The organism is Peterkaempfera bronchialis (genome assembly GCF_003258605.2).
Taxonomy (GTDB): Bacteria; Actinomycetota; Actinomycetes; order Streptomycetales; family Streptomycetaceae; genus Peterkaempfera; species Peterkaempfera bronchialis.
Window position 1 is genome coordinate 2,165,912 of record NZ_CP031264.1, and the last position, 26,976, is coordinate 2,192,887.

Annotated in this window: 19 protein-coding genes; 12 read left to right on the forward strand and 7 right to left on the reverse strand. The window is 73.5% G+C overall.

Going from position 1 to position 26,976, the window contains the following annotated elements:
* Nucleotides 1-495: 495 nt before the first annotated feature.
* Together C7M71_RS09465 and C7M71_RS30570 are read right to left on the reverse strand one after the other, a co-directional pair.
* Nucleotides 496-1,140: a YigZ family protein gene (locus C7M71_RS09465; protein WP_111493644.1), complete on the reverse strand. Its 645-nt coding sequence runs from the start codon at nucleotides 1,138-1,140 to the stop codon at nucleotides 496-498.
* Nucleotides 1,141-1,188: 48 nt separating this feature from the next.
* Nucleotides 1,189-1,329, reverse strand: a complete 141-nt coding sequence (locus tag C7M71_RS30570; RefSeq protein WP_162824197.1) for a hypothetical protein — start codon at nucleotides 1,327-1,329, stop codon at nucleotides 1,189-1,191.
* 116 nt (nucleotides 1,330-1,445) lie between these two features.
* Between C7M71_RS30570 and C7M71_RS09470 the strand changes: the two genes are divergently transcribed.
* Entirely contained in the window at nucleotides 1,446-3,206 is a 1,761-nt protein-coding gene (locus C7M71_RS09470; RefSeq protein WP_111493646.1) for a protein kinase domain-containing protein, read from the forward strand.
* 129 nt (nucleotides 3,207-3,335) lie between these two features.
* Nucleotides 3,336-4,010, forward strand: a complete 675-nt coding sequence (locus C7M71_RS09475) for a hypothetical protein (RefSeq protein WP_229758634.1) — start codon at nucleotides 3,336-3,338, stop codon at nucleotides 4,008-4,010.
* 29 nt (nucleotides 4,011-4,039) lie between these two features.
* Here the strand turns inward: C7M71_RS09475 and C7M71_RS09480 are convergent, their stop codons facing one another.
* Entirely contained in the window at nucleotides 4,040-5,359 is a 1,320-nt protein-coding gene (locus tag C7M71_RS09480) for a DUF2637 domain-containing protein (protein WP_111493610.1), read from the reverse strand.
* A 160-nt stretch (nucleotides 5,360-5,519) separates the two neighbouring features.
* Here C7M71_RS09480 and C7M71_RS09485 point away from each other — a divergent pair, with 160 nt between their 5' ends.
* On the forward strand, nucleotides 5,520-6,551 hold the full coding sequence (locus tag C7M71_RS09485; protein ID WP_111493613.1) for an MBL fold metallo-hydrolase: 1,032 nt from the start codon (nucleotides 5,520-5,522) through the stop codon (nucleotides 6,549-6,551).
* Nucleotides 6,552-6,616: 65 nt separating this feature from the next.
* Here the strand turns inward: C7M71_RS09485 and C7M71_RS09490 are convergent, their stop codons facing one another.
* On the reverse strand, nucleotides 6,617-7,072 hold the full coding sequence (locus C7M71_RS09490; RefSeq protein WP_111493615.1) for a lamin tail domain-containing protein: 456 nt from the start codon (nucleotides 7,070-7,072) through the stop codon (nucleotides 6,617-6,619).
* A gap of 572 nt (nucleotides 7,073-7,644) precedes the next feature.
* Here C7M71_RS09490 and C7M71_RS09495 point away from each other — a divergent pair.
* The 3 genes from C7M71_RS09495 to C7M71_RS09505 all read left to right on the forward strand — a co-directional run bounded on the left by C7M71_RS09495 (nucleotide 7,645) and on the right by C7M71_RS09505 (nucleotide 11,847).
* Nucleotides 7,645-9,072, forward strand: a complete 1,428-nt coding sequence (locus C7M71_RS09495; RefSeq protein ID WP_111493618.1) for a hypothetical protein — start codon at nucleotides 7,645-7,647, stop codon at nucleotides 9,070-9,072.
* Entirely contained in the window at nucleotides 9,069-9,635 is a 567-nt protein-coding gene (locus tag C7M71_RS09500; RefSeq protein WP_111493621.1) for a hypothetical protein, read from the forward strand. The genes C7M71_RS09495 and C7M71_RS09500 overlap by 4 nt, the downstream gene beginning before the upstream one ends.
* Before the next feature lie 112 nt (nucleotides 9,636-9,747).
* Complete coding sequence (locus C7M71_RS09505; RefSeq protein ID WP_114914287.1) at nucleotides 9,748-11,847, forward strand: hypothetical protein; 2,100 nt, start codon at nucleotides 9,748-9,750, stop codon at nucleotides 11,845-11,847.
* Between the two features lie 82 nt (nucleotides 11,848-11,929).
* Here the strand turns inward: C7M71_RS09505 and C7M71_RS09510 are convergent, their stop codons facing one another.
* On the reverse strand, nucleotides 11,930-13,801 hold the full coding sequence (locus tag C7M71_RS09510) for a DUF2075 domain-containing protein (RefSeq protein ID WP_114914288.1): 1,872 nt from the start codon (nucleotides 13,799-13,801) through the stop codon (nucleotides 11,930-11,932).
* An 85-nt stretch (nucleotides 13,802-13,886) separates the two neighbouring features.
* Between C7M71_RS09510 and C7M71_RS31580 the strand changes: the two genes are divergently transcribed.
* Nucleotides 13,887-15,638, forward strand: a complete 1,752-nt coding sequence (locus tag C7M71_RS31580) for an HNH endonuclease (protein WP_229758635.1) — start codon at nucleotides 13,887-13,889, stop codon at nucleotides 15,636-15,638.
* A gap of 176 nt (nucleotides 15,639-15,814) precedes the next feature.
* Complete coding sequence (locus C7M71_RS09520; RefSeq protein ID WP_111492345.1) at nucleotides 15,815-17,782, forward strand: DUF2075 domain-containing protein; 1,968 nt, start codon at nucleotides 15,815-15,817, stop codon at nucleotides 17,780-17,782.
* 89 nt (nucleotides 17,783-17,871) lie between these two features.
* Here C7M71_RS09520 and C7M71_RS09525 read toward each other — a convergent pair whose 3' ends face one another.
* Nucleotides 17,872-19,251 carry a uracil-xanthine permease family protein gene (locus C7M71_RS09525; RefSeq protein ID WP_111492344.1) on the reverse strand — a complete coding sequence of 460 codons (1,380 nt, stop codon included), beginning with the start codon at nucleotides 19,249-19,251 and terminating at the stop codon, nucleotides 17,872-17,874.
* Nucleotides 19,252-19,514: 263 nt separating this feature from the next.
* Between C7M71_RS09525 and C7M71_RS09530 the strand changes: the two genes are divergently transcribed.
* On the forward strand, nucleotides 19,515-20,309 hold the full coding sequence (locus C7M71_RS09530; protein WP_111492343.1) for a metal-dependent hydrolase: 795 nt from the start codon (nucleotides 19,515-19,517) through the stop codon (nucleotides 20,307-20,309).
* A gap of 79 nt (nucleotides 20,310-20,388) precedes the next feature.
* Nucleotides 20,389-21,210, forward strand: coding sequence for a vWA domain-containing protein (locus C7M71_RS09535; protein WP_111492342.1), 822 nt, complete (start codon nucleotides 20,389-20,391; stop codon nucleotides 21,208-21,210).
* A 74-nt stretch (nucleotides 21,211-21,284) separates the two neighbouring features.
* On the opposite strand, the gene C7M71_RS09540 is transcribed toward C7M71_RS09535, so the two are convergent.
* The gene (locus C7M71_RS09540; protein WP_114914289.1) at nucleotides 21,285-22,982 is read right to left on the reverse strand and encodes a hypothetical protein; all 1,698 of its coding nucleotides are present in this window, start codon (nucleotides 22,980-22,982) and stop codon (nucleotides 21,285-21,287) included.
* A 795-nt stretch (nucleotides 22,983-23,777) separates the two neighbouring features.
* Here C7M71_RS09540 and C7M71_RS09545 point away from each other — a divergent pair.
* Together C7M71_RS09545 and C7M71_RS09550 are read left to right on the forward strand one after the other, a co-directional pair.
* A complete protein-coding gene (locus C7M71_RS09545; RefSeq protein WP_111492341.1) occupies nucleotides 23,778-24,206 on the forward strand; it encodes a PPOX class F420-dependent oxidoreductase in 429 nt (142 codons plus the stop codon).
* A 365-nt stretch (nucleotides 24,207-24,571) separates the two neighbouring features.
* Nucleotides 24,572-26,953, forward strand: coding sequence for a protein kinase domain-containing protein (locus C7M71_RS09550; RefSeq protein ID WP_114914290.1), 2,382 nt, complete (start codon nucleotides 24,572-24,574; stop codon nucleotides 26,951-26,953).
* The last annotated feature ends 23 nt before the right edge of the window (nucleotides 26,954-26,976 follow it).

Here is a 26,976-nt window from a genome sequence, read left to right on the forward strand (position 1 = left end):
TGCGGCAGTGGGGTCCGGCTGTCCTCCGTGGGTGCGGTGTCGGGTTTCGGTATGAACGTGGTGCCGCGTCCGTACCGGTGGAGGGAGAACGCCGCCGCCCGGGGCAGGAGTTCCTGCATCGGGCGGCGGTCATCCGTTCGAGTGATCGGCGGTCGGGCGCGGGGGTCGGTCCCCGGGGCACCTCGACCCGATGTGGCGTGGGGCGGGCCGACCTGCGCCACCCGGGCCCGGGGTGCCGTACCGGGCGGTCATCGGGACCTGTCCGGGGCGGTGGCCCCACCCGGCGCGCAGTGACCCGCGCTGCGCCACCGCACCGGTGCGGCGTGCGGACGCCCCGGCAGAGGTGCCGACGGACTCCGTCGCGCCCGCCGCAACGGGCCGCTGCTCTCCCCGCGCTGCTCCTGCCGCGTCGCCTGCTGTGCGGCAGGGCCTGCCTGCGGAGATGGAGCGGGCATCCGGCGAGGCGGTGTGCCGGGCCCCGGCGGACGGACCCGGTCAGGCCGTGTCGACCTCGACATGGGTGCGGCCGGCCGGGTGGGCGGTGGCGGTGCCTCCGGTGGCCTCGGCGAGCCAGGTGTGGAAGGCGGCGGTGCCGGGCTCGGGGACGCCGACCTCGATGCGGGCCCCGGCGGCGTCGTAGGAGACGTCACGGACGGCGTGTCCGGCGGCGCGCAGGTCGTTCTCCAGCCGCCCGGCGCGGGCGTGGTCCACGGTGACGGCCAGCAGCGCGACCGGGCGGCGTTCCACGATGCCGACCTGGTCCAGGGCTTCGGAGACGGCGGACCCATAGGCGCGGACCAGCCCGCCCGCCCCGAGCAGCACCCCGCCGAAGTAGCGGGTGACCACGGCGGCGGTGTCGGTGAGGCCCCGGCGGCGCAGCACCTCCAGCATCGGCACCCCGGCGGTGCCGGCCGGTTCGCCGTCGTCGCTGGAGCGCTCCCGCCGCTGCTCGTCGCCGACGACAAAGGCGGTGCAGTTGTGCCGGGCGTCCCAGAACTCCTTGCGGACGGCGGCGATGAAGGCCTGCGCCTCCTCCTCGTCCGCGACCCTGGCCAGCGAGCAGATGAAGCGGGACTTCTTGACCTCGGTCTCATGCCGTCCCGGCCGCTTGACGGTGAGGTAGCGGTGCTGGTCGGACATGGCGGGGCTGCTCTCGGTCGGCGGGGCGGGTCGGTGACGGCACCCACCCTATGCGGGAGTCCGGACGGCCGAACCCCGCACCGGCTCCGCCCACCCCGCCAGGGCCTCCGGCCCGGCCCGGCCCACCTCGGCGGGGTGCAGCGCGCCGCAGCCCAGCCCCCGCAGCAGGTGGCCGCCGAGCGCCCCCACCGCCACTCCACGCCGTCAGCCGTGAACCCTTCGGCGCTCCGCCGCGTCATGCGTGCAGCCGTAGGCCGCCACCGCCGGGGTGGCGGATCGGCCCGCCACCCCGCACCCGAGGAGCCATGGCCACCAGCCGCGTTCTTCCCCTGGTCGACGGAGACGTCGCCGAGATCGGCCCGTACCGGGTGCTGGGTCGGCTGGGTGCGGGCGGAATGGGCATCGTGTACGCCGGCGCCGACCGCGCGGGCCGCCGGGTCGCGGTGAAGGTCGTCCGCGCGGAGATCGCCGACGACCCGTCGTTCCGGGCCCGCTTCCGTCGCGAGGTGGACCTGCTGCGCCGGGTGACCGGCCCCTGCCTGGTGCCGCTGCTCGGGGCGGACACCGACACCGCGCGCCCCTGGCTGGCCACCGAGTACATCGCCGGTCCGACGCTCCACGACCACCTGGCCCGCCAGGGGACGCTGGGCACCGGCGCCCTGCTGTCGCTGGCGGCGGGCGTCGCGGGCGCCCTGGCCCGGGTGCACGCCGCCGGGGTGGTCCACCGCGACCTCAAGCCCGGCAACATCATCCTGGCCGAGGGCGGCCCCCGGGTGCTGGACTTCGGCATCGCGCATGTCCTGGACGAGACCTCGATCACCCGCACCGGCGGCTGGACCGGGACACCGGGCTGGACCAGCCCCGAGGAGTACCGGGGCCGACGGGCGGGCACGGCGGCGGACGTCTTCGCCTGGGGCGCCCTGGTGGCGTACGCGGCCACCGGGCGGCTGCCCTTCGGCAGCGGCGCACCCGATGCGGTGGCGTACCGCATCATGCGCGAGGAGGCCGACACCGCAGGGGTGCCCGTCGGGCTGCTGCCGCTGGTGCGGGCGGCGCTGGCCAAGGATCCGGAGCTGCGGCCCGAGGCGGCGGAGCTGGTCGACGCATGCCTGCGGCTGCTGGCCGCCCAACCCCCGACGCCGGGGGCCGCCGCCCATGCGTACACCACCACGCAGGTGGGCGGGAGCGCGCTGGAGGCGGCAATCGCGGGCCACTGGATGCCGCCGACCGTGGCGGACTCCCCCTGGCAGCACGTCCGTTGGCAGGACGCGCCCCGGGAGCGGCGGCCCGCCGTACGCCGACCCGGGCGGCCCCGGCTGCTGGCGGCAGCGGCCACCCTGGTGCTGCTGGCGGGCGGCGGCTTCGGGTACACGATGGTCAACCGGCCGGGGGAGGCAGGCGGGCAGGCGGTGACCGGACCGTCGGGCCAGGGCGCCTCCTCCCCCGGCGGCCCGCCGACCGCCGACGCCTCGCGGGAAGGCGCAGGGGCGGGCGGCAGCGCGGTGGACGGCCAGGGCGTGGATCCGGCCATCGCCGTCTCGGGTGTCTTCGGCACCAAGGCTTCGCTGACCCTCCCGGACCGGCTGCCCCATGACGAACCATTCGGCCTGGCCGTGGTGGGCGAGGGCGACGGTCCGGCGGTACGGCAGCAGGACTGGGTCACCGTCAACTACACGGCGGCGGACTGGACGGCGGGCAGAGCGCTTGCCAGCTCATATGACCCGGGCGAGCGCCCGCAGGTGTTCCAGGCCGGGGCCGACCAGGTGATCGACGCGCTGGAGCGCAGCGTGGTCGGCCGGCCGGTCGGCACCCGGCTGCTGGTGGTGGCACCGCCGGAGGACGCCTTCGGTGCCAAGGGCAGCGAGGCGCTGGGGGTGGGACCGGACGCAACGCTGGTCTTCGTGCTGGACATCATGTCGGCGGTCGCCCCCGGCTCCCCGGGCGCCCCGGACAGCGGTTCCTCGACGGTCGGCTCTCCCCGGGGCGGTCGGCCGTCCGCCAGGCTCCCGGAGGCCGCGCCGATCCATGGCGGCAGCGAGCGGGCGGACCGGCCTGCGGCCGCCTGAGCCACGGCGGCGAAGCCCTTCTCCCGGCACCGGGACCCGGTCCACGTCGACCGCCACAAGGGTCACTGTCAGTGGTGTGGTCTATACGTAGTGTTCCGACTTTCGCCGGACGACGGGGGGAACACGACGATGGCGGAATCCCGGAACAACGACGCCCTGACGCCTGCCGCAGCCGCCGACCGCGAGCGGGCCGAGCGGCACCGCGCCTACTACACCCTGGGGGCCCTGCGGGCACGCGGTTGGACCCCGTCCATGGTCCGCGACCTGCTGGGCGAGCCCGACGCCCAGGGCCGAAGTCCCTTCTACGGCCCGGCCGTCCCGACCCGGATGTATGCGATCGGGCGGGTCGAGACGGCCGAGGGCACCGAGGAGTTCGCCCGCTCGCTGGCCGCCGCCGCGCGCCGTTCGGCCGCCGCCCGCGAGGCGGCGGCCCGGCGGCGGCGCGAGGTGCTGGACCGCATCGCGGCCGAGCCCGTCGAAGTGCCCCGGCTGAGCCGCGACGAACTGGCCGAGCAGGCGGTACGGCACCGCAACCGCCGCGACCGCGAGCGCGCCTGGGACCGGCCGGACCACGTCCCCCGGCCTGCGGTGGCCGCCACCACCGACGCCGCCGCCCTCGCCCGCTGGCAGGTCGACTATCTGCGGCACCGGCTGACCGGCTATGACGCCCTGCTGGACGGCCTGTACGGCAGCGCGGGCCGCACCGAGGCCGCCCAACTGCTGCGGGAGCGCATCCACGACGCCATCGCCCGTACCTACCCGGAGCTGGCGGCCGAGTGCCGCCGCCGGCTGGCCGAGCGATGAGGCGCGGCGCGGCCCGGGGCCGGGCACGCCTACTCCCGGCCCAGCTCCGCGTACCGCTGCTGAAGCTGCGGCCAGACCCGGCGCAGCTGGTCCGGGCTGACCGGGCGACCCGGGCGGCCGGACACACCGTGCTCATGGAAGAGGTGCTGGGAGAGGCGGAAGTGGTCGGGTTCCTTGCCGTAGGTGTCGATGTAGGAGCAGAGGCCCTTGAGGTAGACGTCGAGCTTCTGCTCGCCGCCGGACGGCCCCGCCTCGGCGGACACCGACTGCGGCACACCTTCGGGCTGCGGTTCGGGCTGCGGTTCGGGCCGACGCTCGGGCATCGGCTCCGGCTCCGGCATCGGCTCGTCGAGCGCGGGCTCCTGCTCCGCGACCCGGCGCCTCCGCTGCGGCTCGGGCACCAGCAGCGGGCGGCGGTGCCCGTTCACCGACGCCACCACGACCGGTTCGGGCTCCAGGTCCGGTTCCCGCTCGGGCGCAGGGTCAGGCGCGGATTGGGGTTCGGGTTCGGCTTCGGACTCCACCGCTGGGGCACTGCGCTGACCCGGAAGCCGCCGGGGCTGCCCCAGCGCCGACGGCGGGATCTCACGTGGCCGAGACGGACCATCCACCGTGCCCGCCGACTCCTGTGTCCGCTCCTGCACCCGCTCCTGACGCTGCTCCCACTCCTGGTCCTGCTGCCGCTCCTGCTCGACGGGGACATCCAGCGGCACCCCGTACCGGGCCAGCTTGAGCGGCAGCAGCGCCTCGATCGGCGCGGCGCGGCGCCAGTTGCGCCCGTACCGGGCACGCAGCCGGGCCCGGTACACCAGGCGGTTCTGCTCATGGCGCACCACCTCGTCGTAGGAGCGCAGCTCCCAGAGCTTCATACGGCGCCACAGCCGGAAGGTCGGGACCGGGGCCAGCAGCCAGCGGACCAGCCGGACCGACTCCATGTGCCGGTCGGCCGTGATGTCCGCGATCCGGCCGACGGCATGCCGGGCCGCCTCGACCACGACCACGAAGAGGACCGGGATCGCGGCGTGCATCCCCATCCCCAGCGGGTCGGGGTAGGACGCGGCGGCGTTGAAGACCACCGTGGCGGCGGTGAGCAGCCACGCGGTCTGCCGCAGCAGCGGGAAGGGGATGCGCAGCCAGGTGAGCACCAGGTCCAGGGCCAGCAGCACCACGATCCCGGCATCGATGCCGAGCGGGAAGGCGTAGGAGAAGGTGCCGAAGCCTTTGCGTACGGCCAACTCGCGCACCGCGCTGTAGGAACCGGCGAAGCCGATACCGGCGATCAGGCAGGCGCCGGCGGCGACCAGGCCGATCAGTGCACGGTGCGCGCGGGTTATCGAGGGGCGTGCCACGGCGCTCTCATCCTCCGGGTCTCGGCGGCACCGGACGGCACAGCTTGCCACACCCCGGTTTCCGGCCGATGGCCCGGCAGCCCCTTGCCAGGAGTCGGCGAGACGGGCCCCGGGCGGGCTTCCCGGTCGGCACACTTCCCGGTCGGCACAATCGACGTCCATGACCTCGCATGCGCGACTGCGCACGATCACCGACGACCTGCACATCTGGTCGCCGCAGCCCTCCACGGGCTGGGGCATGGCCAACTGCGGGCTGCTGAGCCCCCGCAGGGGTCGCACCGCAGCCTGGATCGACAGCCCCTACGACCGCGCCCGGGCCCTGGAGTTCCTGGAGCTGGGCCGACCGCTGCTCGCCGAGGGTGCCCGCATCGACCGGGTCATCGTGACCCATGGGAACGGCGATCACCTGTGGGGCGCGGAGGTGGTCCCGGAGGCGGAGGTCATCGCCACCCGGGAGACCCTGGGCCACATCGACCACGAGCCCGACCCGGAGCAGCTCCACGCCCTGGTGCACGGCATCGACCCCGACACGGTGCTGGGCTGGTACCTCAGGCGCAGCTTCGGCCGCTTCGACTGGTCGGGCACCGAGGTCCGCCGACCCGGCACGGTCTTCACCGGCGAGTTGGAGCTGCAGGTGGGGGACATCCCGGTGCACCTCATCGCCCTGCCCCCGGCCCACACGGCGGGCGACCTGCTGGTCCATCTCCCGCAGCAGGGCACGGTCTTCACCGGCGACGTGGTCTTCGCCCACACCGCGGACCAGCCGGGGGACCACCCCGTGCACTGGGCGGGCCCGCTGGCGGGCGTGGTCTCCGCCTGCGAGCGGGCGCTGGCCACCGGTGCGTCGACCTTCGTCCCCGGTCACGGCCCGATCCTGGACCGGGAGGGCGTCCAGGGCCACATCGGGTACCTGGAGTACGTCCGCGAGCGCGCCCACCGGCTGCACACGGCGGGGGTCCCGGCCCTGGAGGCCGCCTGCCGGGTCATCGCGGAGCGGCGTCATCCGGGGATGTCCCTGCCCGAGCGGCTGGTGGTCACCATCGCCACCGAGTACCGGCATCTGGAGGGCGGCGGCGGGCTGCCCGACATGCTGGCGACCGTGAGCCAGGTCGCCCAGGTGGCATGGGAGTTGGAGCACCCCGGCCTGCCTACCCCGCGCGCGGCGGAGCAGCCGTCGGCCGACCGGCCCTGAGCCGATCGCGGTCCCGGTCGCGGCCCCGGCCGGCGCAGCGGCGCCGGCCGGGGCCCGGGGGTCGGTCAGCAGGCGGTCCAGGAGCGGCGGCTGTCGTTGTAGGAGCAGGTGTCCTGCACGGCGCCCGAGGCGCGCTTGAGGGTGGCCTTGTCGCGGTCGTTGTTCCACACGTAGGCGCGGCGCTGCTGGTAGAGGTGGGCGGCGGTGTTGCTGCCCCGTCCGGTGTGGACGGTGACGGTCTTGCCCGGCTTGAGGGTGAAGGACGGGAAGACGTAGGAGTGCCGGGAGGCGTCGACCAGGGTCCAGCCGCGCAGGCTGACCGCCTTGGACGTGGTGTTCTTGATCTGCACGTACTCGGCGTTGAGGCTCGCGTTGGAGCGGGTGTCCTTGCCGGGGCTGTCGTAGTAGATCTTGGTGAGGTGCACCGATCCGGCGGCCTCCGCCGGGCCTGCGGTGAGCAGGCCGGTGGTCGCGCCGAGGGCGGCGACGGCGATGGCGGCGGATATACGGCTCTTCTGCAAGGGGACGTCACCTTTCGCATGGTGGTCCGGAGCCTGCGCGGATTCCTGCTGCGGCCATGGGCCCGGGCGCGCGGAGCATGCCTCGGGCTGCCGCGCACGGAGGCTCCGGAAGGGACCCGCACGGGTGTCCTGACGACCGGCGGTGTTGCAGCGTAGCGCACGCCTCAACCATCACGCCGACACAATCCCTCCATCTCCCAGGCGGGTTGGCGTCCTGGGCGGAACCGCCGACAACGCACCGCAATGGTGCCGATGACCGACCGGACGCCCGCCGCTCCCCCCGCCGGGCACCGCCACTGACGGCTGGGCGCCGACATCGGCGGGCCGGTCTCCGGCGTACCATGGGGGGCCGCCGCTGAAGGCGTCCGGACCGTCGCGCAGGTGACGGACCGATACCCGCATCGTGCGGTCACGATTCGGCAAAACCCGCTGGTAGCCGGGCCCGGATGTGATGGGCTGCCCCGGAGGTGAGGCAGCCGATGGACGGGGCCGCGTCGGGCAGCGGTGACCTACCCCGCCCTACCGGCGAGGAAAAGGTCCGGCGGCATCCAAGGACACAGGGAGAGCAGGCAGTGCCGCACGCACAGCTGACGGATCGGACCGAACTTGCCCGCCTGCTCACGGAACTTGCCGACCACCCGTTCCTGACGCCACGCGCGGCCGAACTCCGGGGACTGGCCGAAGACCTGCGCCAGGACACCGACCTGGACCAGTGGGCCGAGTTGGACCTGCTGCACTCCTTCGCCCGGCCCGACGACTTCGCCGCCCCGCAGCGCCCCGCCCGGTCCGGCGCGCTGGCAGGGCTGCTCGCCCTCGCCCGCCAGCTGAAGGGCCTGGCGCCGGGCGCCGCGCTGCGCCACCTGCGGGACCGGTTCCGGGAGCGGCCGGTCCGCGAGGACCTGGCCGAGGCCGCGCTGGGGGTCCTGGTCTTCGTGCCGCTGCTGGTCACCTGGTTCGCGCTGATGGAGGCTTCCGACGCCTACGGGGAGCTCAGCCGGGAGGACCCCCGGCAGGCGTCCCGGCCCTTCCTCCAGCTGTGGCAGTCGGGCTTCGGCGGCCGGCTGCCCTGGCCGGCCCGGTTCGGGAACGTGGCGCTGCTGGCGGTGGTGCTGATCACCCTGCTGCTGATGGTGGCCGGCTGGCATGCCCGGCTGCGGGCCCGGGCGACCCGTGAGCAGGTCGCGGAGCAGGAGCAGCGGACCGCGCTGGCGGCCGAGTTGGCCTCGGTACTGACCCGTACGCAGCTGCTGCTGATCGGTCACCGGGCCTCCTCCCCCCAGCGGTTCACCGCCGAACTCACCAAGGCCGCAGGCCGGATGGAGCAGCTCGGCCGCAAGGCGGTGGCCGCCCAGACGTCGCTGGCCCGTGCGGCGGCCTCGGCCGAGGGGGCGGCGACCGTGCTCCAGGAGGCCGCCTGCCGACTGGCCGACGAGGTGCCGCCGCTGGGCGACGCGGCGGCCAGGATCGAGCGGGCCGTCAAGGCCGGCAGCGACACCCTGCAAGCCATGCACACCGGTACGGCGGACGCGGTACGGGGTGTCGGCGACCGGATCAGCCACGCCGGCGAGGTGGTGGACGCCGCCGTGACCAAGCTGGCGGGTGTCCAGCAGCGGCTGCTGACCAGTTCGCAGTCGGCCGTCGAGGAGACCGTACGGGCGTCCCGGGCCCTGGTCGACAGCGCGGGGCGCACGGCGGGCGCCGTGGACGAGATGCGGCAGAGCGCCGAGCGGTGGGATGCGGCGGCGGCCCACTGGGAGAACGCTGCCGCCCGGTTGGACTCCGGCATCCGGCGGCTGACCGGCGTCCCCGTGCAGCGCGCGGACGCGCTGGAGGTCGTGCCGGTGGCGACCACGCTGTCCGGTTGGCCGCACGACCACGGCCCGGCCCACCGTGGCACCCAGATCGGCACCGGCACCGCACCGGTGCGGGGGGCGGCGCCCCGGGATACCGTCCCCGGGACCGCCGCAGGCGGCCCGGCCGGGCAGGAACACAGCCGGTGAACCGCCAGACACCACGGTCCGGCCGCACGCTCGGGCCTGCGCTCGTGGGATGGCTCTTCGCCGATCTGCTGCTGGTCCTCGCCCTGGTCGCGATGGGAGGCCAGGCCGACCCGCTGGCGGCCCAGACCTCCGCATCGCCGTCCCCGTTACCGTCCGCATCACCGTCACCGCAGCCGACTCGTACGCCCACGGCCACGCCCACCCTCACGGCCACGCCCACACCCACGCCCACGCCCACGCCCACCCCCGAGCCGACGCCCAGCGGGCCCCGCGCGGTGGAGAAGGCCTCGGTGACATTCGCCGTGCAGGGGGTCGACCGCAGCAGCCTGCTGGACCAGATCCGGCAGGCGACCCGGCGCTACGGCCACCGGCAGGCCGCTATCGTGCTGACCTTCGGCGGCGGAACCGCCGGGGAGGCGTACGCCGCCAAGGTCAACGGCCTGCTGGAGGCCGCCCGTCCCGGGCTGTTCCCCAGCGGCACGACCACGCGCGACTACCTCAACCTGAGCGGGCGGTCGGACACCGCCACGCTGGAGGTCTTCTTCTACACCTCCCCCCACTGACTGCCAGAGAGGACGGAAGCCAGTGGAAGGAAGCCGGTGGGCGCGGCCCGGTGGCCACGGCAGGGACCTGCCGCAGAAGCCGCAAGGGCCGCAGGGGCCGCCAGCGCCACCGATGCCGCTGCCGGTGCCGGTGCCGGTGCCGGTGCCGCCGTACTTCCCCGGGCTGGCCGGATACCGCGAACTGGTCGCCGAGCTGCATGCGCTGGGCCTGCGGCACGCCGCCGAACTGCTGCGCCCCCCTGCCACGCCCGGCGCCGGCGCACCCACTCCGCCGCAGGGGGGCCTCCGGGTGCTCGACGGGCTGTGGTTCCCGGGCCGTGGAGAGAGCCGGCTGCTGGTCGACCGGGCTTTCCTACGCGAGGCCAAGGACCGCTGGGACGCCTCCGGTGACCCCCGTGCTCCCGCCGTGGGGGGTCTGCTGCGCCGCCTGGGCGCCGCGCTGGCCGCCGATCCGCAGGCGCTGCACAGGGTCGTGCTCTACCAACTGTGCTGCCTGCTGCGGGACTCCCCCGGCCGACCCCGGGCCGTGGACGCCGAGGCGCTCGGTGTCCACCCCGAGGAGTCGGGACGGCTGGCGGCGGCGGTCGACGGCTTCCCCGCAGCCGGCCCGGTACGCAGCGCGGCGGAGTGCGTCGTCGACGCCGTCGCCGAGCGGCGGCTGAACCACGCCGCCACGCTGGCCGGGCGGCTCACCGCCCAGTCGGCCGCCGACCGTGCGCTGGCCGACCTGCTCGTAACGGTGGACCAGCGGGTCCGGCAGGTGGGGCTGCTCCGGCGGCAGGCGGCCGAGATGCGGCAGCGGGGCCGGGCGTCCGAGGCCGCCCGGCTGCTGCTGCGCGCGGTGCGCCAGTCAGTGGACGACCCCGCTGCCATGGCGGACCTGCTGGCCTCGGCAGCGCACTGCGCGGACGAGGCGCAGTCCGCAGACGCCGTGGACCTCCGGACGGACGTGGCGCCGGACGGAATGCGGCTGCGGTGGACGGCCGTGCGGGGCTCCAGGTTCGGCGTCGGCGTCGGCGTCGGGCTCGGCAACACGCTCCAGTACCGGGTGCTGCGCTTCCCGGACGGCCGCCCCGAGGAGGCCGTGGAGGTCGCGACGACAACCGACCGGACCTCACTGCTCGACCCCGAGGTCCCCCCGGCGGTGCCGCTGCGCTACGCGGTGGTGCCGCTGCGCGGCCATCACCTGGCGGGAGTTCCCCTGGCCACGCCGCTGCTGGTCGCCACCCCCGAGGTCGGGCGGCCGGTGGCCACGGCGGTGCCCGACGGTCTGGCACTGTCCTGGCAGCCCCATCCGCGCGCGGTGGCGGTCCGGGCCCGGCGCTGGGCGGCGGGCGGCCCGGATTCCACCTCGGCGCCGGGCGCAGTGGTCCCCTGCACCGCCGACGGGCTGCTCGACGCGGAGCTGCCGCCCGGCTCCTACCGCTATCTGGTGGCCAGCGCCTACCCCGGCCCGTCCGGTGAGCCGGTGTGGTCGCCGGGCCGGACGGTGGAAGCGACGGCGGAGAGCTGGCCCTCCCCGGTGGCGTCGCTGACCGTGGAGCCGCCGGACGGCGAGGGCAGGGTGCGGCTGCGGTGGACCGCCACCGCGCGCGGACAGGACCGCCTGGTGCCGTGGTCCCGACCGCCGGTGACGCCCGGCGAGGATCTCTCCGCCCGGCTGGACGGGCTTCCGGCCGCGCTTGCCGAGAAGCCCGGTCCAGCCGCCGCGCAGCGCCAGGCGGAGCTGGTGCCACCGCCCCGGACGGCCACCAGGATCACCGCCGTCACCGTGCTCGGCCGGCGCGCGGTCGCCGGGCCCTCGGTGCTGATCGAGACCCCCGGCACCGTCACCGGCCTGGCGGTCCGCCGGGTGGACGACGGCAGTCACGCGGAGGTCCGCTTCGACTGGCCGGACCCCGCCGTCCTGGTGCTGGTGGCCTGGGAGTCCGACGGGACCCACTACGAACACCGGGTGGCGCGCAGCAGCTACCGGGCGCAGGGGCTGCGCATACCCGTGGACCGCGGGCCGTCCCGGGTCGCGGTGACCCCGCTCCCGCGCCCCGACGCGGCAGCGGCGGTGGCCGGCACCGCATGGGCCCCCCTGGACCCGGCCCCACCCCCACCCACCCCCGCACCCCCGTCCCCCACACCCCCCGGCCCCACACCGCCCACCCCCTCCCCCACCCGACCCCGCCCACCCTGGCCCCGACGCCGGACCCAGCGCCCCTGAACCGCCCAGCCGCTCTGAGTCCGCCGTATCCCGCTGCCGCTGCCACTGCCACCAGCCGCACGGGTGACAGGCCTGGCGCGTATCAGCGGTCGCCGCTGACCAGCTGCCGGATCAGGGAGTGGGTACGCGCGTCCGTCGAGTGGAGAACGATCCCGCGCGTCGCTCGGGTGAGCAGCACCTGGTAGGCATTGCGCACATACTGCTCGAAGGACTCCCGGGTATCCGCACGCTTGACGACGTCGTCGGCGCTCCCCTCAGGTCGGCCCTGCCAGCCGGAGTCGCCGAACACATAGTCGGGGCCGAGGATCACGCCGCCCCACTCGTACTCGAGCCCCTGTGCGGTGTAGATGCAGCCGATCTGCCCTTCCCCTCCGGGTGCGGTGGCCCACAGGGTGGACGGCGGCAGTCCCAGGAGGGGCCGTGTGCTGCGGACGTTCCACGGCCGATGCCAGTCACGGATGGTTACGTCCGGGACGAGGCTGCCATCCCGTCGAGGGTGACTCCACGGCCAGCAGTAGCCGGCCGCGATCCGTGTACGGTGCCCCTCGCCCTGTTCGGCCGCAAGGATCTGCTCCATCTCCCATGGGCTGTCTGCGACCCGTACTCGGAAGGAGGAGTCGGGACGCCATGGCTGGGGGGATCGTCCGCCGAAGCCCAGAAGATCGCGCACCCAGGAGCCGTACGCGGCACTGCCTCCGCAACGGAACTGGCCGTCCAGGCGGACACGGCGCACGATCCGGCCCTCCGCCTCGGCCATGCGGCGGATGGACTCCACCGAGCCGGCATCGGACGGGCGAACCGCCTGATCGTCATCGAGCAGGAACACCACCGACTTGGCGGCGCGGCACAGGGCACGCACACCGTTCTTCCCGGGCCGCCAACCGGTGGCCGACCGCCATCCCGGCTCGTCCCGCAGACGCTGCGCCTCATCGCACACCAGGAGGTCGAAGGAGTCCGCCGCCGCCCTCTCGATATCGTTGACGCTGCGTACCAGGGTCTCAAGCCTGCTGTCCGCAGCCCGCAGATAGTGGCGCAGGGTGTCGGTGACCGCTCCGGAGGCAGCCACCAGAGCCGTCGAGCGGCCCTGCTTCGCCATGTCGGCCAGCAGGCTCAGAGCGACGACCGTCTTGCCGGCTCCGGGACCGCCGCTGACGATCACAACCTCTCGGCTGCTGCCGGACATGCCTGAGTCCACCGCACGGCGCACCAGTTCGTAGGCGGTTCGCTGCCCGTCCACGAGTACGTAGTCGTGGCGTCCGGCGAGCACGTCGGCGGCTCGCTCGAGGACCGCCGGGCTGAAGCGGAAGGGACTGCTCTCCAGAAGGTCGGCTGCCTGCTCTCCCGACTCCGGGGCGAGTCGCTGCCGCAGGTAGGTGTGAAGCTCCGATGTCGTCTGACGGGTGAAAACCCGCTGCCGGCCACCATGAGCCGACTCCAGCAGTGGGGCGACACCGGCGTCCTGGGCATTGTGCAGGTAGGCGATGGCCTCCACTCTGTCCTCGCATCCGTGCAGCACCTCGAGGTCACCGGTGAGGTGATCTCGGTAGCCGACAGCCTGCACAAGCGGGTGGAGCTGCGGATGGTTGCGCATCCCGGGTACGAGGAACAGCTCCTCACTGCCCTGGATCGGTGTGACCCGGCTCCACTGCTTGAGCTCGATCACCACATAGGACGGCTCTCCGCTGACCGGATGCGTACCGGCGAGGACGACGTCCGCCCGCCGGCTTGAGGCGGGCATGCGCTGTTCGATGAGGATGGGCACATCACCGAGCCCTGCGGCTTCCAGTTCCCTGCCCAGGGCGGGGAGGCTCTCGGCCCATGACGCCACCTCCGACTCACCGGGCGCCCGACCTTCTTCACGTTCCATACGCGCCGCAAGGACCCGGGCGAGCTCCCGACGATCAGCCTCGTCCGCCAGTGCGATGGCTTTCGCCCTCGTGCGCAGCAGCGCCACAGATCTCCCCCAGGCCACCGGCTCCGGTACATGACCCACCGGTTAATAAGTATGACTGTCGTATAGGCACTCTAGGCTCTGGCGCATGGGTCTTGCTGATGTGACGCGTGAGGGTGTGCTGAGCGCGATACGCGAGTACGACGAGGTCGGAGGTCCGGCCTTCCTCCGCCGCTACGGGTTCCGCCGAGCCCTCGCCTACGACCTGGTCTTCGAGGGGCGGCGGTACGACTCGAAAGCGATTGCAGGTGTGGCACACCGCCACTCCGAGGGAACCGTCCTTGCGTCCGTGGCCTTCACAGGCGGCGCCAACACCGTCGGCCGTCGGCTCTCGGCTCTCGGTTTCACCATCGAGCACCGCGCCCCCTCCAGCGGCAGCCCGGCGGCTGCCGGGTCTCCGGTACACCGGCCCGAGGCCCGGCCGCAGTTGGTGCTGCAGCCGCGAGGTGGGGTGAGGGTCCATGGACCACGGCACTTCGCGCACTCCGTACGGCGAGGCGTCCGAATCGCCGCCCACCGCCAGGAGTTGGGGGAGCACGCCGACCTGATCTCATCGCTCTACCCGGACGGGACCGCGCGTCTCTGGGGCTCCACACCGACAGCGCTGTCCAACAACGCAAAGGCCAGGGCACTTCGAGGCCGGCGGGTCGGGGACGAGGTCCTCTTCTACGCCGAGAAGAGCTTCATCGCCAGAGCCACCATCCTGCATGTGTTCCGCAGCCGGGCACTCGCACTGGCGGTCTGGGGCAAGGACGAAGACGGCGCCACCTGGGAGCACATCATGGCGCTCGGCGAGGTCGAGGAGTTCGCCACCCCCGTCCCCGCTGCGCCGGTCCTCACTCGCCTGGGCATCGCGGACACGCTGCGCAGCATCACCCTCGCCTCAGCGACGGAACGTGAATCCGTGCAGGAGTTCCTCCCGCCGCAGCGCCGACCGCGGACTCCGGTACGGCGGGCGCCCGTCGAGAGCGCAGCTCCCCAGCCGAATCCCGAAGAGTTCATCGAACGGCTCAGGCATCTGCGCTCCGTTCCTCCGGGGGCCGTACACGGGCCGTGGACACTGCTCAGGGCAATCGCCCGGACCACGACGGGTGCTCCACGTCTCTCACAGTGGTCGGAGATCCGGCAGGAGATCGGCTCACTGGTGGCCGAGCTCACCCCGGTCGGCTCAGCCGCGCCCCCGAAGGACCGGTTCTGGGATCTGCGGAGCAGCGGCGTCTGGGAGGTCCATGGAGCCGACGCGGTCGACGGCAGCCCGCTGGCCGGGCTCACGCCGGAGGCGGCACGCCTGCTGAGCGATCCGCAGACACGCGCCGAGGCAATCGCCGCACTCCGGGGGAGCCACCTCGCCGCCGTTGACCAGCACACACTGCTGGTCCGTCTGGGACTCGGCGGCTACGACACCGCGAGCGGACTCGCCGACGAGACGGATGCCACCGACGAGCGGCAGCAGGCAGGCCCGGCGGCACGGCTGACGACCACGATCTCACGCCCCGTACGCGACAGCCGACTCGTCAGCACGGTCAAGCGGCTCCACGGCCATCAATGCCAGTTCTGCGGCCTGCGGCTACGCACCCGGGACGGCCACTACAGCGAGGGCGCACACATCCGGGGACTCGGACGACCCCATCACGGACCGGACATCCTGGCAAACCTCCTCTGCCTCTGCCCCAACCACCATGTGCAGTTCGACCAGTTGGCCGTCTACGTGGACGAGGACGACATCGTCAGAACGACCTACGGCACCGCCCCGGTGGGACAGCTCCGTCGGCACCCTGAACATGCCATCGACAACGCCTTCCTCGGCTACCACCGCAGCCTGTGCGGGCGGAACTCCTGAAAACCGGCCGTGCATCGCACTGCCGCCTCGGGCGGGAGGGCCTCCGGAAGCGCTTTTATCCGGGTTGTCCGTGTGCCGCGCTAGGGTTCACCTCATCGCCATGCGGCCCGACGGACTTCCGCCGTAGGACAGGTCCCCACCCGCACGAGTCTCTTCGTGCTGCCTGGGGGTAGGTCTTGCTGTTCCGCGGTTCCGCGTCCGCCGTCGCCGCCGAGAGGATCTCAGGGACTCTCGCGGTGCGGTTGAGTGAGCAGTTCGTGCACGAGCACGGCCACCGGCCGGGTGCGGCAGAGGTGCGGTCATGGGAGCGGAGCATCCCGGTGCTGACCGATGCGCTACTGGATGCCGGGTTGGGTGACGTCGAGGTACTGCTGGAGTACCGGCTGCCGCTGACCAGTCGGCGGGCCGACGCGGTGCTCGCCGGGGTCCATCCGCGAACGGGCGAGCCGTCCTACGTCGTGGTCGAGTTGAAACAGTGGAGCAGTGCCTCCCAGGAGGACGGGGCGCCGCAGCTGTGCCGGGTCGACTCCTACCCTGAGCCGAGGCTCAACCCCGTCGAGCAGGTGCGCGGCTACTGCGACTACCTCGCCGACTTCAACGGCGCCCTCGCCGAGCACCCCCACCGGGTCGCGGGGGTCGCGCTCCTGCACAACGCGACGGAGTACGGCGTCCAGGGCCTGCACCAGGTGCGGCAGGACGTTCGGGGGCGGCTCTTCACCGGGGAGCGGCGTGCCGACTTCCTGGACTACCTGACGTCCGTGCTCGCCCCGGTGTCCGGCGCACGGGCCGCCGACGAGCTGGTACAGGCGAAGCAGCAGCCGTCGAAGCAGCTGATGGCCATGGCCGCCGAGGAGGTGCGGCAGCAGGAGCAGTTCGTCCTGCTGGACGAGCAGCGGCTGGCGTACGAGCTGGTGCTGCGTGCCGTCCAGCGGTCCCGGCAGGCGGACCACAAGGAAGTGGTCGTCGTCCTCGGCGGACCGGGCACGGGCAAGAGCGTCATCGCGCTGTCGCTGCTCGGGGAGCTGAACCGGCAGGGACGCTCGGCGCTGCATGCCACCGGTTCGCGTTCCTTCACGCTGACGATGCGCAAGGTCGTCGGCGCACGCAAGCCCGCAGTGCAGAAGCTGTTCAGGTACTTCAACGACTTCATGACATATGAGAAGAACGGCCTCGACGTGCTGATCTGCGACGAGGCACACCGCATCCGGGAGACTTCCAGCACGCGCTGGACTCGCGCTGCCCACCGCACCGGTCGGCCGCAGGTGGACGAACTGATCGATGCCGCCCGGGTCCCGGTGTTCTTCCTGGACGAGAAGCAGGTGGTACGGCCCGGGGAGTTGGGCACCGAGAAGCAGATCACGGCGGCCGCCGAGGCCAGGGGCCTGGACGTGCACGTGGTTCGTCTCGGCGACCAGTTTCGATGCGGCGGCAGCGAGGCGTACCTGTCCTGGGTGAACCGTCTGCTGGCACTTGACGAGGGCGGCCCGGCGGTCTGGACGCCGGACGGCCTCATGGAGGTACGGGTCGCGGATTCGCCATCCGAGATGGAGGAGTTCCTGCGCCGGCAGCAGGACCAGGGCCACCAGGCGCGGATCACGGCCGGGTACTGCTGGCGGTGGAGCCCCGAGCCGAAGGACGGGCAGCCGCTGCCGCTGGACGTGGTGATCGGCGGCTGGGCCCGGCCGTGGAACGTGCGCGGCGACCGGTCGGTCTCCGGCGCACCTCCGGCCGCGCTCTGGGCGACCGACCCGGCCGGCTTCGGCCAAGTCGGCTGCGTCTACACGGCGCAGGGCTTCGAGTACGACTGGAGCGGCGTCATCATCGGCCCCGACCTGCTGTGGCGGGACGGCCGCTGGGTGGTGGACCGTACCGCGTCCAAGGACAACGTCTTCACGAAGGCGACCAGCGACGCCGAGATCGACCGGCTGATCCGGCACACCTACAAGGTGCTGCTGACCCGTGGCATGCGCGGCACGGTCGTGTACTCACCGGATGCCGAGACGCGTGCGCGACTGCACGGACTGGTGGCGGGGGAACCGGGTGGGTCGGGGTCGAGGGGCGGCACGGCCGCATGCCTCCCCGACGCCGTGCCTCCGCCGACCGGCGGCCACAGAGACAGCGAAGGCGCCGGGACGGCTCCGTAGTCCTGGGCCGAGGCGGGCGGACGGACCGGCTGCACAGCCCGGCGGGCGGGGCGGCGAGGCTGTGCAGCGGGCGTGGTTGGCGGGGGTGGTCAGTCGTCGTGGTCGGCGGTGCCGGGTTCGGCGGCGTCGAGGAGTGGCGGTACGCCCTTGAGGTGGGGCGGGGCGAAGAGGCGGAGGAGGTGGTAGCCGGCGATGGTGACGATCGTGCCCAGCGGGATGCCGTCGAGGACGAAGTCGCGGGTGAACTCGATGGAGACATTGCCGATGCCGATGATGATGCCGGCGGCGATGGGTACCAGGTTGAGCGGGTTGCCGAAGTCGACGCGGTTCTCCTGCCAGATCTTCGCGCCGAGCAGGCCGATCATGCCGTACAGGACGACCGTGATGCCGCCGAGCACCCCGCCGGGGGTGGCGGCCACGACGGCGCCGAACTTGGGGCAGAGGCCGCACAGGATGGCGAAGAACGCGGCGCACATGTAGGCGGCGGTGGAGTAGACGCGGGTGGCGGCCATGACGCCGATGTTCTCCGCGTAGGTGGTGGTCGCGGGGCCGCCGACGGCGGTGGAGAGCATGCTCGCCGCGCCGTCGGCGGCGATGGCGCGGCCGAGGTCCGGGTCGAGGTCGTCACCGGTCATCTCGGCCACGGCCTTGACGTGTCCGGCGTTCTCCGCGATGAGCGCGATGACGACGGGCAGGGCGAGCAGCACGGCGGAGAGCTTGAAGTCGGGGGCGTGCAGGGTGGGCAGGCCGAACCAGTCCGCGTGCCGGACACCGCTGAGGTCCACCCGCCAGTGGTCGGTGACCTTCCCGGAGCCGTCGGCCGAGTGGATCTTCCCAAAGGCCAGGTCGAACACCCAGGAGGCGAGGTAGCCGAAGATCAGCCCCAGGAAGACCGCGATCCGCGACCAGAAGCCGCGCACCACGACCATGGCGCAGAGCGTGAACGCCATCGTCAGCAGGGCGATCCACTGGTCCTGGGGCCAGTACGTCCGGGCGACCACCGGAGCCAGGTTGAACCCGATGATCATCACGACGGCGCCGGTGACGACCGGGGGCAGTACGGCGTGGACGACCCGCGCACCGAGCGCCTGGACCGCCAGTCCGGCTGCCAGCAGCACCGCGCCGACCACCAGCATCGCGCCGGTGACCGTGCCGATGCCGCCCCCGGCCGCCTTGATCGAGGCGGCGACACCCACGAAGGAGAGGCTGCTGCCCAGGTAGCTGGGGATGCGGCCACGGGTGATCAGCAGGAAGAGGAGCGTGGCGACACCGGAGAGCATCACCGCGAGGTTGGGGTTCAACCCCATCAGTACGGGTGCGACAAAGGTCGCACCGAACATGGCCACCACATGCTGGGCGCCGAGACCTGCGGTGCGGGGCCATGAGAGCCGTTCACCGGGACGGACGACCTCGCCGGGGCCGGGCGTGCCGCCGTCCCCGTAGAGCTTCCAGCCGAGGCGGAGCCCCATGTCACATCCCCTTCGCCGACGCTGCGGACCGGGTCCGGGTGCGCCCCGACCGCCGGTTTGATCGTCGGACATGGTCGCACAGCGCCGATTCGGGCTCCGGGCCGGAGGGTCGGCCGGTCGGCGGCGGTGGGACGAGGCCGGCAACCGCGGCCGTCGCCCGGACTGCCCCGGCACTCTGATGATGATCACATCACCGCTATGCTGCGGGCCGGTCCAGGTGCCGAGGTATGCCCTGGGAGGTCGAGCGAGGGCGGGGATCGGAAATGATGGGACCGGCGCATTCACTCTCCGGCGCCACGGCATGGCTGGGAGTGGGAGCCGCCGCCTATGCGCTGGACAGTCCCATGCCGTGGCCGGTACTGATCGCCGGGGCACTCATCTGCGCCGGCGCCGCCCTGGCACCCGACCTCGACCACAAGGCGGCGACCATCTCCCGCGCCTTCGGGCCGGTGTCCCGATGGCTCTGCGAGGTCATCGACAAGCTGTCGCACTCCGTCTACCAGGCCACCCGCGGCAAGGGCGACCCCCGCCGCTCCGGCGGCCACCGCACCCTCACCCACACCTGGCTGTGGGCGGTGCTGTGCGGGGCCGGAGCCGCCGCGATATGCGCGTACGGCGGCCGGTGGGGCGTGCTCGCGGTGCTCTTCGTCCACATGGTGCTCGCGATCGACGGCCTGCTCTGGCGTCAGGCCCGCGTCTCCAGTGACGTACTGGTCTGGCTGCTCGGCGCCACCAGCGCCTGGATGCTCGCCGAGATCCTGGACAAGCCGGGCAACGGCTCCGGCTGGCTCTTCACCGGCCCGGGCCAGGAGTACCTCTGGGTCGGCCTGCCGATCCTGCTCGGCGCGCTGATGCACTGCATCGGCGACGCCCTGACCGTGTCGGGGTGCCCGATCCTGTGGCCGATCCCCGTCGGCCGCAAGCGGTGGTACCCGGTCGGTCCGCCCAAGGCCATGCGGTTCCGGGCCGGCAGCTGGGTGGAACTGAAGGTGCTGACACCCGTGTTCATGGTGCTCGGCGGGCTGGGCGCGGTCAGCGCGCTGGGGCTGCTCGACTGAGGCGGGCATCGCGACTTCCCCTGCCGAGCGGCGCCGCAGGCGGTACCTTGCCGACCACACCCGGCGGAGGAGTACGGCCATGGCCATCGACTATGTGAAGCGTCCCGGCGGCAGCGGTGGGGGCGGAAGCGGCGCGAGCGGCGGGAGCGGCGGGAGCGGCGGGAGCGGCGGGAGCAGCGGCAGTACGTCGGTGACCCTGGAGAAGGTGCAGAGTGCCGCACCCGGGCTGGTCAACCTGTACAAGACCGCCCGGGTCAGCCTGGCGAAGAGCGGGTTGTCCGGACAGCGCGCCGCCGTCTACCTGGTGCTCGACCGGTCCGGCTCCATGCGGCCCTTCTACCGCGACGGCACCGTGCAGCACCTCGCCGAGCAGGTGCTCGGCCTCTCCGCCAACCTCGACGACGACGGCACCGTACCGGTGGTCTTCTTCTCCACCGACGTGGACGGGATCGCCGAACTCTCCCTGGACGACTACGCCGACCGCATCGGCCGACTGCACGACTCATACGGGCACATGGGCCGCACCAACTACCACACCGCCATGAAGGCGGTGCTGGAGCACTACGAGGCGTCCGGGGCGACCGACCCGGCGTTCGTGGTCTTCCAGACCGACGGCGGCCCGACCTCCCGCAGCGCCGCCGAACGCCTGCTCTGCGACGCCGCGCGGCTGCCGGTGTTCTGGCAGTTCGTGGGCTTCGGCAACCCGGAGCGCAAGGAGTTCGCCTTCCTGCGCAAGCTGGACGAACTGCCCGTGCCCGCCGCGCGGGTGGTGGACAACGCCGGGTTCGTGGCGGCCGGCCGCGATCCGCGTGCGGTGCCCGACGCGGTGCTGTACGACCGGCTGTTGGAGGAGTTCCCGAGCTGGCTGGCGGACGCACGCGCGGCCGGCATCCTGCGCTGACCTGCTGAACTGCTGGGCATGGAGGAGGCCGCGCCGCTCGATGGAGCGGCGCGGCCTCGTCCTGCTTCTCCGGCTCAGGCGGCGGAGCGGGCCGCCTCCACGGCGGCGGAGAGGGCCTCCTTGATACGGGGGCCAAGGCGGCCGAAGCCCAGTTCCTTCATGATCGCGCGCAGCAGTTCGTCGTCGGTGCGCTCGACGCCGTCGCTGTCGATCCAGCGGGCCAGGGCGGCGAGTTCGGTGGCCGAGTAGGCGTTGATCGGCCGCCCGGCGGTGAGCGAGGGCTTGCGCGGGCGACGCGCCTTGGCGGCGGCTTCGGGGGCGGCCTCGGCAACCGGGTCCGGCTCGGACTCGACCTCGGGCTCAGCCGCGACCTCGGGCTCGGGCTCGGGCTCGGGCTCAGCCGCCGGGGCCTCCACGACAACCGGCGCAGCCTCGGACACCGGCTCGACCGACTCCGGCTCGGACTCAACGGCAGGAGCCTCCTCGACAACCGAGGCAGACTCGACAACCGGCTCCGGCTCGGGCTCGGGCTCGACCACGACCTCGGGCTCCGGCTCCGGCTCAGCCGCCTCAGCCGCCAGCTCGGCCTCGGGCTCAGCCACGACCTCGGGCTCAGGCTCGGGCTCAGCCGCCGGGGCCTCCTCGACAACCGGCGCGGTGGCAGTGGCGGCCTCGGCCTCGCGAGGCGACTCCGACTCTGCGGCAGTGACCTCCTCAGCCTCTGCGACCTCTGCGACCTCTGCGGCAGCAGGCGGCTCGGGGGCCTCGGGCACCGCAACCTCGGCGGTTTCGGCGGCGGCGGAATCGGCCTCAGCCCCGGCCTCAGCCTCAGCCTCCACCTCGGCGGTGTCGCTCGGCAGCGCGTCGTACGCGGCCACCGCAGCCTCCGCGTCGGCCTGCCGCTCGGTCAGCTCGGCGATCAGCGAACCCAGCCCGGCGCTCTCCAGGCCGCTGCGCTGCTGGTGCAGCGCCGCAAGCCGGTAGAGGGTGCCCTCGTCGGCGGCGAGGGCGTCGAGGAGGCCGGCGAGGTCCGCGAGCGGAAGGTTCTCCGCGTCACGGCCGGAGAGGACGCCGCCGAGTTCCTGGAGGCTGCTCTCCATCCCCTGGACGTGCTGGACCAGTTCACCCAGCAGGTCGCCGTCGGAGGGCAGCGCGGGGATGGAGTCCGGCGCGGCCGCCTGCCATGCGGTGCGGACGTCGGCGGCCTCGGCGAGGACGGTGTGCAGGGTCGCACGGCGCACCCAACGGGAGACCGCAAGCCGCTTCGCCTGCTTGACCAGCGCACGGCGCGGGCCCAGGGCGAGCCCGCCGGTCGCGGTGGCGTCGGCGAGTGCGGCCAGGTCGGCCTCGTACGCCTCGGGGCGCAGCGTGTCGAGCGTGGCCGCGACGCTGACCAGCAGGGCTGCGGTGCTGCTGAGTTCGGCGGCGGTGGCCGGTTCGGCGAGCGGGGTGGCTTCGGCGATGCGCGGTGCGGCGGCGCGGAGTGCGGGCAGGTCGCGGCCTCGGAGTTCGGCGAGCGCGGTGGAGGCGGCGCGGGCCTCCTCGGCGGTGGTGACGGTGCCGGCCGCCGCGTACCAGGGGTTGGTGGCGGGGGTAAGGGTGAAGCCGCCCTGGGCCGCGTAGGCGTGCAGCTGCTCGCGGGTGCTCGGGCGGCTCTCGCCACCGGTGGCCGATGCGCCCTCCGGGGCCGGTGCGCCGTCGTGGGCGCGCGGCTCGGGGACGGTGGCGTCGGTGGCGGCTTCTTCGATACTGGGGAGCTGTGGCGCAGGCATGTGGAGTCCGGTCTGAGGCGAGGAGTTCAACGGGTCTGGCCAATGAGGGTGAGGGAAGGCTGGCCGGGCTGCTGCTGCGGTTCCGGCGCGGTGGGGCAAAGGGTGCTCCGGGGCCGCGGTGGACGCCAACAATACGGGTGGGGCACGAAGGCGTGCACGTACCCCGGGGATGTGGCGGGCAATCGTCGTCCGGTCTGCCCACAGCCACTACGGCCAGTACACCGTCAACTCCCCTCGGACAGAAGGCTTCCGCCCTCCCCCGCGCTCTGGTCGTACAGCGTGGGTTCGGCCTTCGCGATGCCGACCCGGTCAACCAGGCGGCGGGCCGGACCCGGAGCGAGGTGCCAACGGCAGGGAAGAGGTCGCATGCCTTGGCCGCGCGTGCCGACCGCTGCGCCGACCTTGAGGCGTACCTGCTGGCGCGCCATCCGTGGAAGAACCCCGGGATCGCCGCAGTCCCGATCATCGCGGGCGCGCAGGCGTACCTCACCTGGCTGAGCCAGACGACGGAACCGGAACGCTCGGCCCGAGCCGTCAGGCCACTCGGGCCTTCTCCAGGGCTTCGGCCACCTGCGGCAGAGGAGACGCCTGCCACCCACGGCCGGGACTCCACATCGTTGCCGTGGCTGAGGTGCACCGCCTGGTCGAGGTCGGTGCGGGTCGGATCGAGGGTGGTCGGAGAGCCGGAAGCCCGCCGCCGCCCGGGTCCACCGGTGGCGCTTCGGTGCCCGGGCGGGGGTGGGGTCCGGGGGTGGGCGGATGCGGTGGCGGGCGGGTTCCCGCACGATGGATGGCATGGCAACCCCCATGACGGACAACGAATGGCGTGCCTTCGTCGGCGAGGGCACCCGTACCGCCAAGCTCGCCACCACGCGGGCGGACGGGCGGCCGCATGTCGCCCCGGTCTGGTTCCTGCTGGACGGCGACGAGTTGGTCTTCAACACCGGCCGGGACACGGTCAAGGGCCGCAACCTCGCCCGGGACGCCCGGCTGGCGCTCTGCGTGGACGACGACCGGCCGCCGTTCTCCTTCGCCGTGCTGGAGGGGACGGCGCAGCTCAGCGAGGATGTCGCGGAGGTGCGCGCCTGGGCCACCCGGATCGCCGCCCGCTACATGGGCGAGGAGCGGGCGGAGGAGTACGGCGCCCGCAACGGCGTGCCCGGGGAACTGCTGGTGCGGGTGCGGGTCGACAAGGTGCTGGCCATCCGGGACCTCGCGGCCTGACGGGGCCGATCGCGACCGCCGTCCCGTCGGCGCTCCGCCCTACGCTGCTGAGAGCAGGTCCACGGGGAGCGCACAGGGGGCGGCGGGGCCGGAGCAGCCCGGCCCGCCCGACGGGTGGCCGGCGCGCGAGGAACCCGAGGGGCGCTGCCGACCCCGCGTCACCGGCGGCCGCCGGAAGCACCGCGAGCGCTTCCACCACCCCCGCCCGCGCAGGACGCGCTGCCCGGCCGTGCATGGGTCGGCGGCCTCGGATCGGCGCCGCGACCGGCACGACGGGCCGTCATGCCGCCACGTATACCCTCTGTGGACACCACCCCCCAGCGGCAGGGCTCCCCTGCGCACACGGAAGGCAGGCGTCGGCAGCGATGAAGCCACTGGAGGCACAGGACCCCGAGACGCTCGGCCCCTACCGGCTGGTGGCCCGACTCGGCGCAGGCGGTATGGGCCGCGTCTACCTCGCCCGGAGCGTCGGCGGTCGCACCGTGGCCGTGAAGGCGATCCGGGCGGAACTGGCCGAGGACAGCGACTTCCGCGCCCGCTTCCGACGTGAGGTGGAGGCCGCCCGCTCCGTCGACGGCGCCTACACCGCGCCCGTCGTCGACGCCGACCCCGAGGCCGCCACCCCCTGGCTGGCCACCGCCTATGTGCTCGGCCCCTCCCTCGCCGACGCCGTCGCCGAACACGGCCCGCTGCCCGAGGAGACCGTACGGGCGCTGGGCGCCGGACTCGCGGAGGCACTCGCCGCCGTGCATACCGCCGGGCTGGTCCACCGCGACCTCAAGCCGTCCAATGTGCTGCTCGCCGCCGATGGGCCCCGGGTCATCGACTTCGGCATCGCCCGGGCCGTCGACGGCAACCGGCTCACCCAGACCGGCATCGTCGTCGGCTCCCCCGGCTACATGTGCCCCGAGCAGGCCACCGGGCAGCCGATGGGCCCGGCCGGGGACGTCTTCTCGCTCGGGTCGGTGCTGGTCTTCGCCGCGACCGGGAACGGGCCGTTCGGCGACTCGTCGGCCGCCGCACTGCTCTACCAGGTGGTGCACGGCGAACCCGATCTGACGCTGCTTCCCGAGTCGCTGCGCGCCGTGATCGCCCCATGCCTGGCCAAGGACCCCGCCGCCCGGCCCGCCCCCGCTCAGCTGTCCGCCGCACTGGCGCCCGGCGGCGCCGAGCAGCGGCTGCGGTCCGGTTGGCTGCCCGTATCCGTCAGCTCCGCGATAGCCCGGCACGCCGCCGCCGTGATGGACCTGGACACCCCCGCCTCCGGCAGCGCCCCCGCGCCCGCCGCCGACCCTCGGGTACTGCTGGCCGGAGCCCCCGCGCAGCAGATGCCCGCCCCGCTGGCCGGGGCCGGTCCCGTCCGGCAGCACCAGCCGGGTTCCCCGGCCACCGTGCAGCTCGGCCGCGTCCCCGCCGCACCGCCCGGCTATCCGGCCGGATACCCGGGCGGGTACCCGGCCGGGCCCGGCACCGCCCCGGCGCCCTCCGCCGGCGGGGCCTCGCCGTCCCGGCGGCGCCTCCTGGCCGCAGCCGCCTCGGTGGGCGGGGTCGCGGTGGTGGGCGGCGGCACCGCGTTCCTGCTCACCCGAGGCAAGGACGACGCCGGAGGGAGCAGCGGCGACGCTGCCAAGGGCCCCGGCACCTCCCCGGCGGGCAGCGCACCGGACGCCCCCGCCGAACCGGCCGCCCGCCCCGACGGCGTGGCCCCCACGCCGGTGTGGACCTACAGCGGCACCAGCCTCACCAGCACCCGGCCGACGTACCACAACGGCACCATCCTGGTGAACAGCGAGGCCGGCATCGTCTGCCTGGACGCCGCCGACGGCACCAAGCCCAAGTGGGTCTACGAGGGGGTCAGCAACTTCCTGACCTCGCCGGTGCTCTCCAACGGCGCGGTGGTGGCCCTCGACGGCGGCACCACCATCGTCGGCATCGACCCCGCCAAGGGCATCCAGCTGTGGCGGCTCAAGGCCGATGTCGAGCACGCCTTCGACTTCATCCTCGGCACGGATGACACGGCCGTGTACATCACCGGCCGCACCTACGCGAGCAAGAACGGCCAGATCGACATCAACGACCACTCCAACACGGTCTTCTGCGTCGACCTGGTGAAGCAGAAGTTCCGCTGGAAGGTCACCCGCGACGTGGGCACCGACCAGCGGCTGGCGGCGGTGGTCTCCGGCAGGTACCTCGTCTACACCGACGACCGCCACAACGTCACCGTGCGCGACACCGCCACCGGCCGGCAGCTGTGGACCCGCAAGTCCGGCGGCCAACTGGAGTGGATCCCCTCGGTGCAGGGCTCCACCGTGTTCGTCGGCGGCGACCATGTCACCGCGCTGGACATCGCCACCGGCACGGTGCGCTGGCGCGTGCAGGACCAGGGGGTCCGCAGCTACAGCTCCACCACCGCCGTCGGCGACACCGTCTACTGCACCGGGACCGGCCCCGGCGTGGCGGGCGTCTTCGCGTACAGCGCCGCCGACGGCTCCCGCCGCTGGTTCAGCGACACCGGCCTGACCTCGGGCAACACCCCCGCCACGGTCAGCGGCACGACCGTGTTCGTGGCCGACTTCACCGACAGGCGCGGGCTGCACGCCCTCGACATCGAGACCGGCAAGCGCCGCTGGGACTTCACCGACGGCAAGGACAAGGGCGGCATCGATCCCTGGGAGCTCTCCTCCGACAGCCGGGGGCATCTGATCGCCCAGCACTACGACCGGGTGTATCTGCTCCCCGACCACTGAGCCCGGCTGAGCGGGACGGGCGG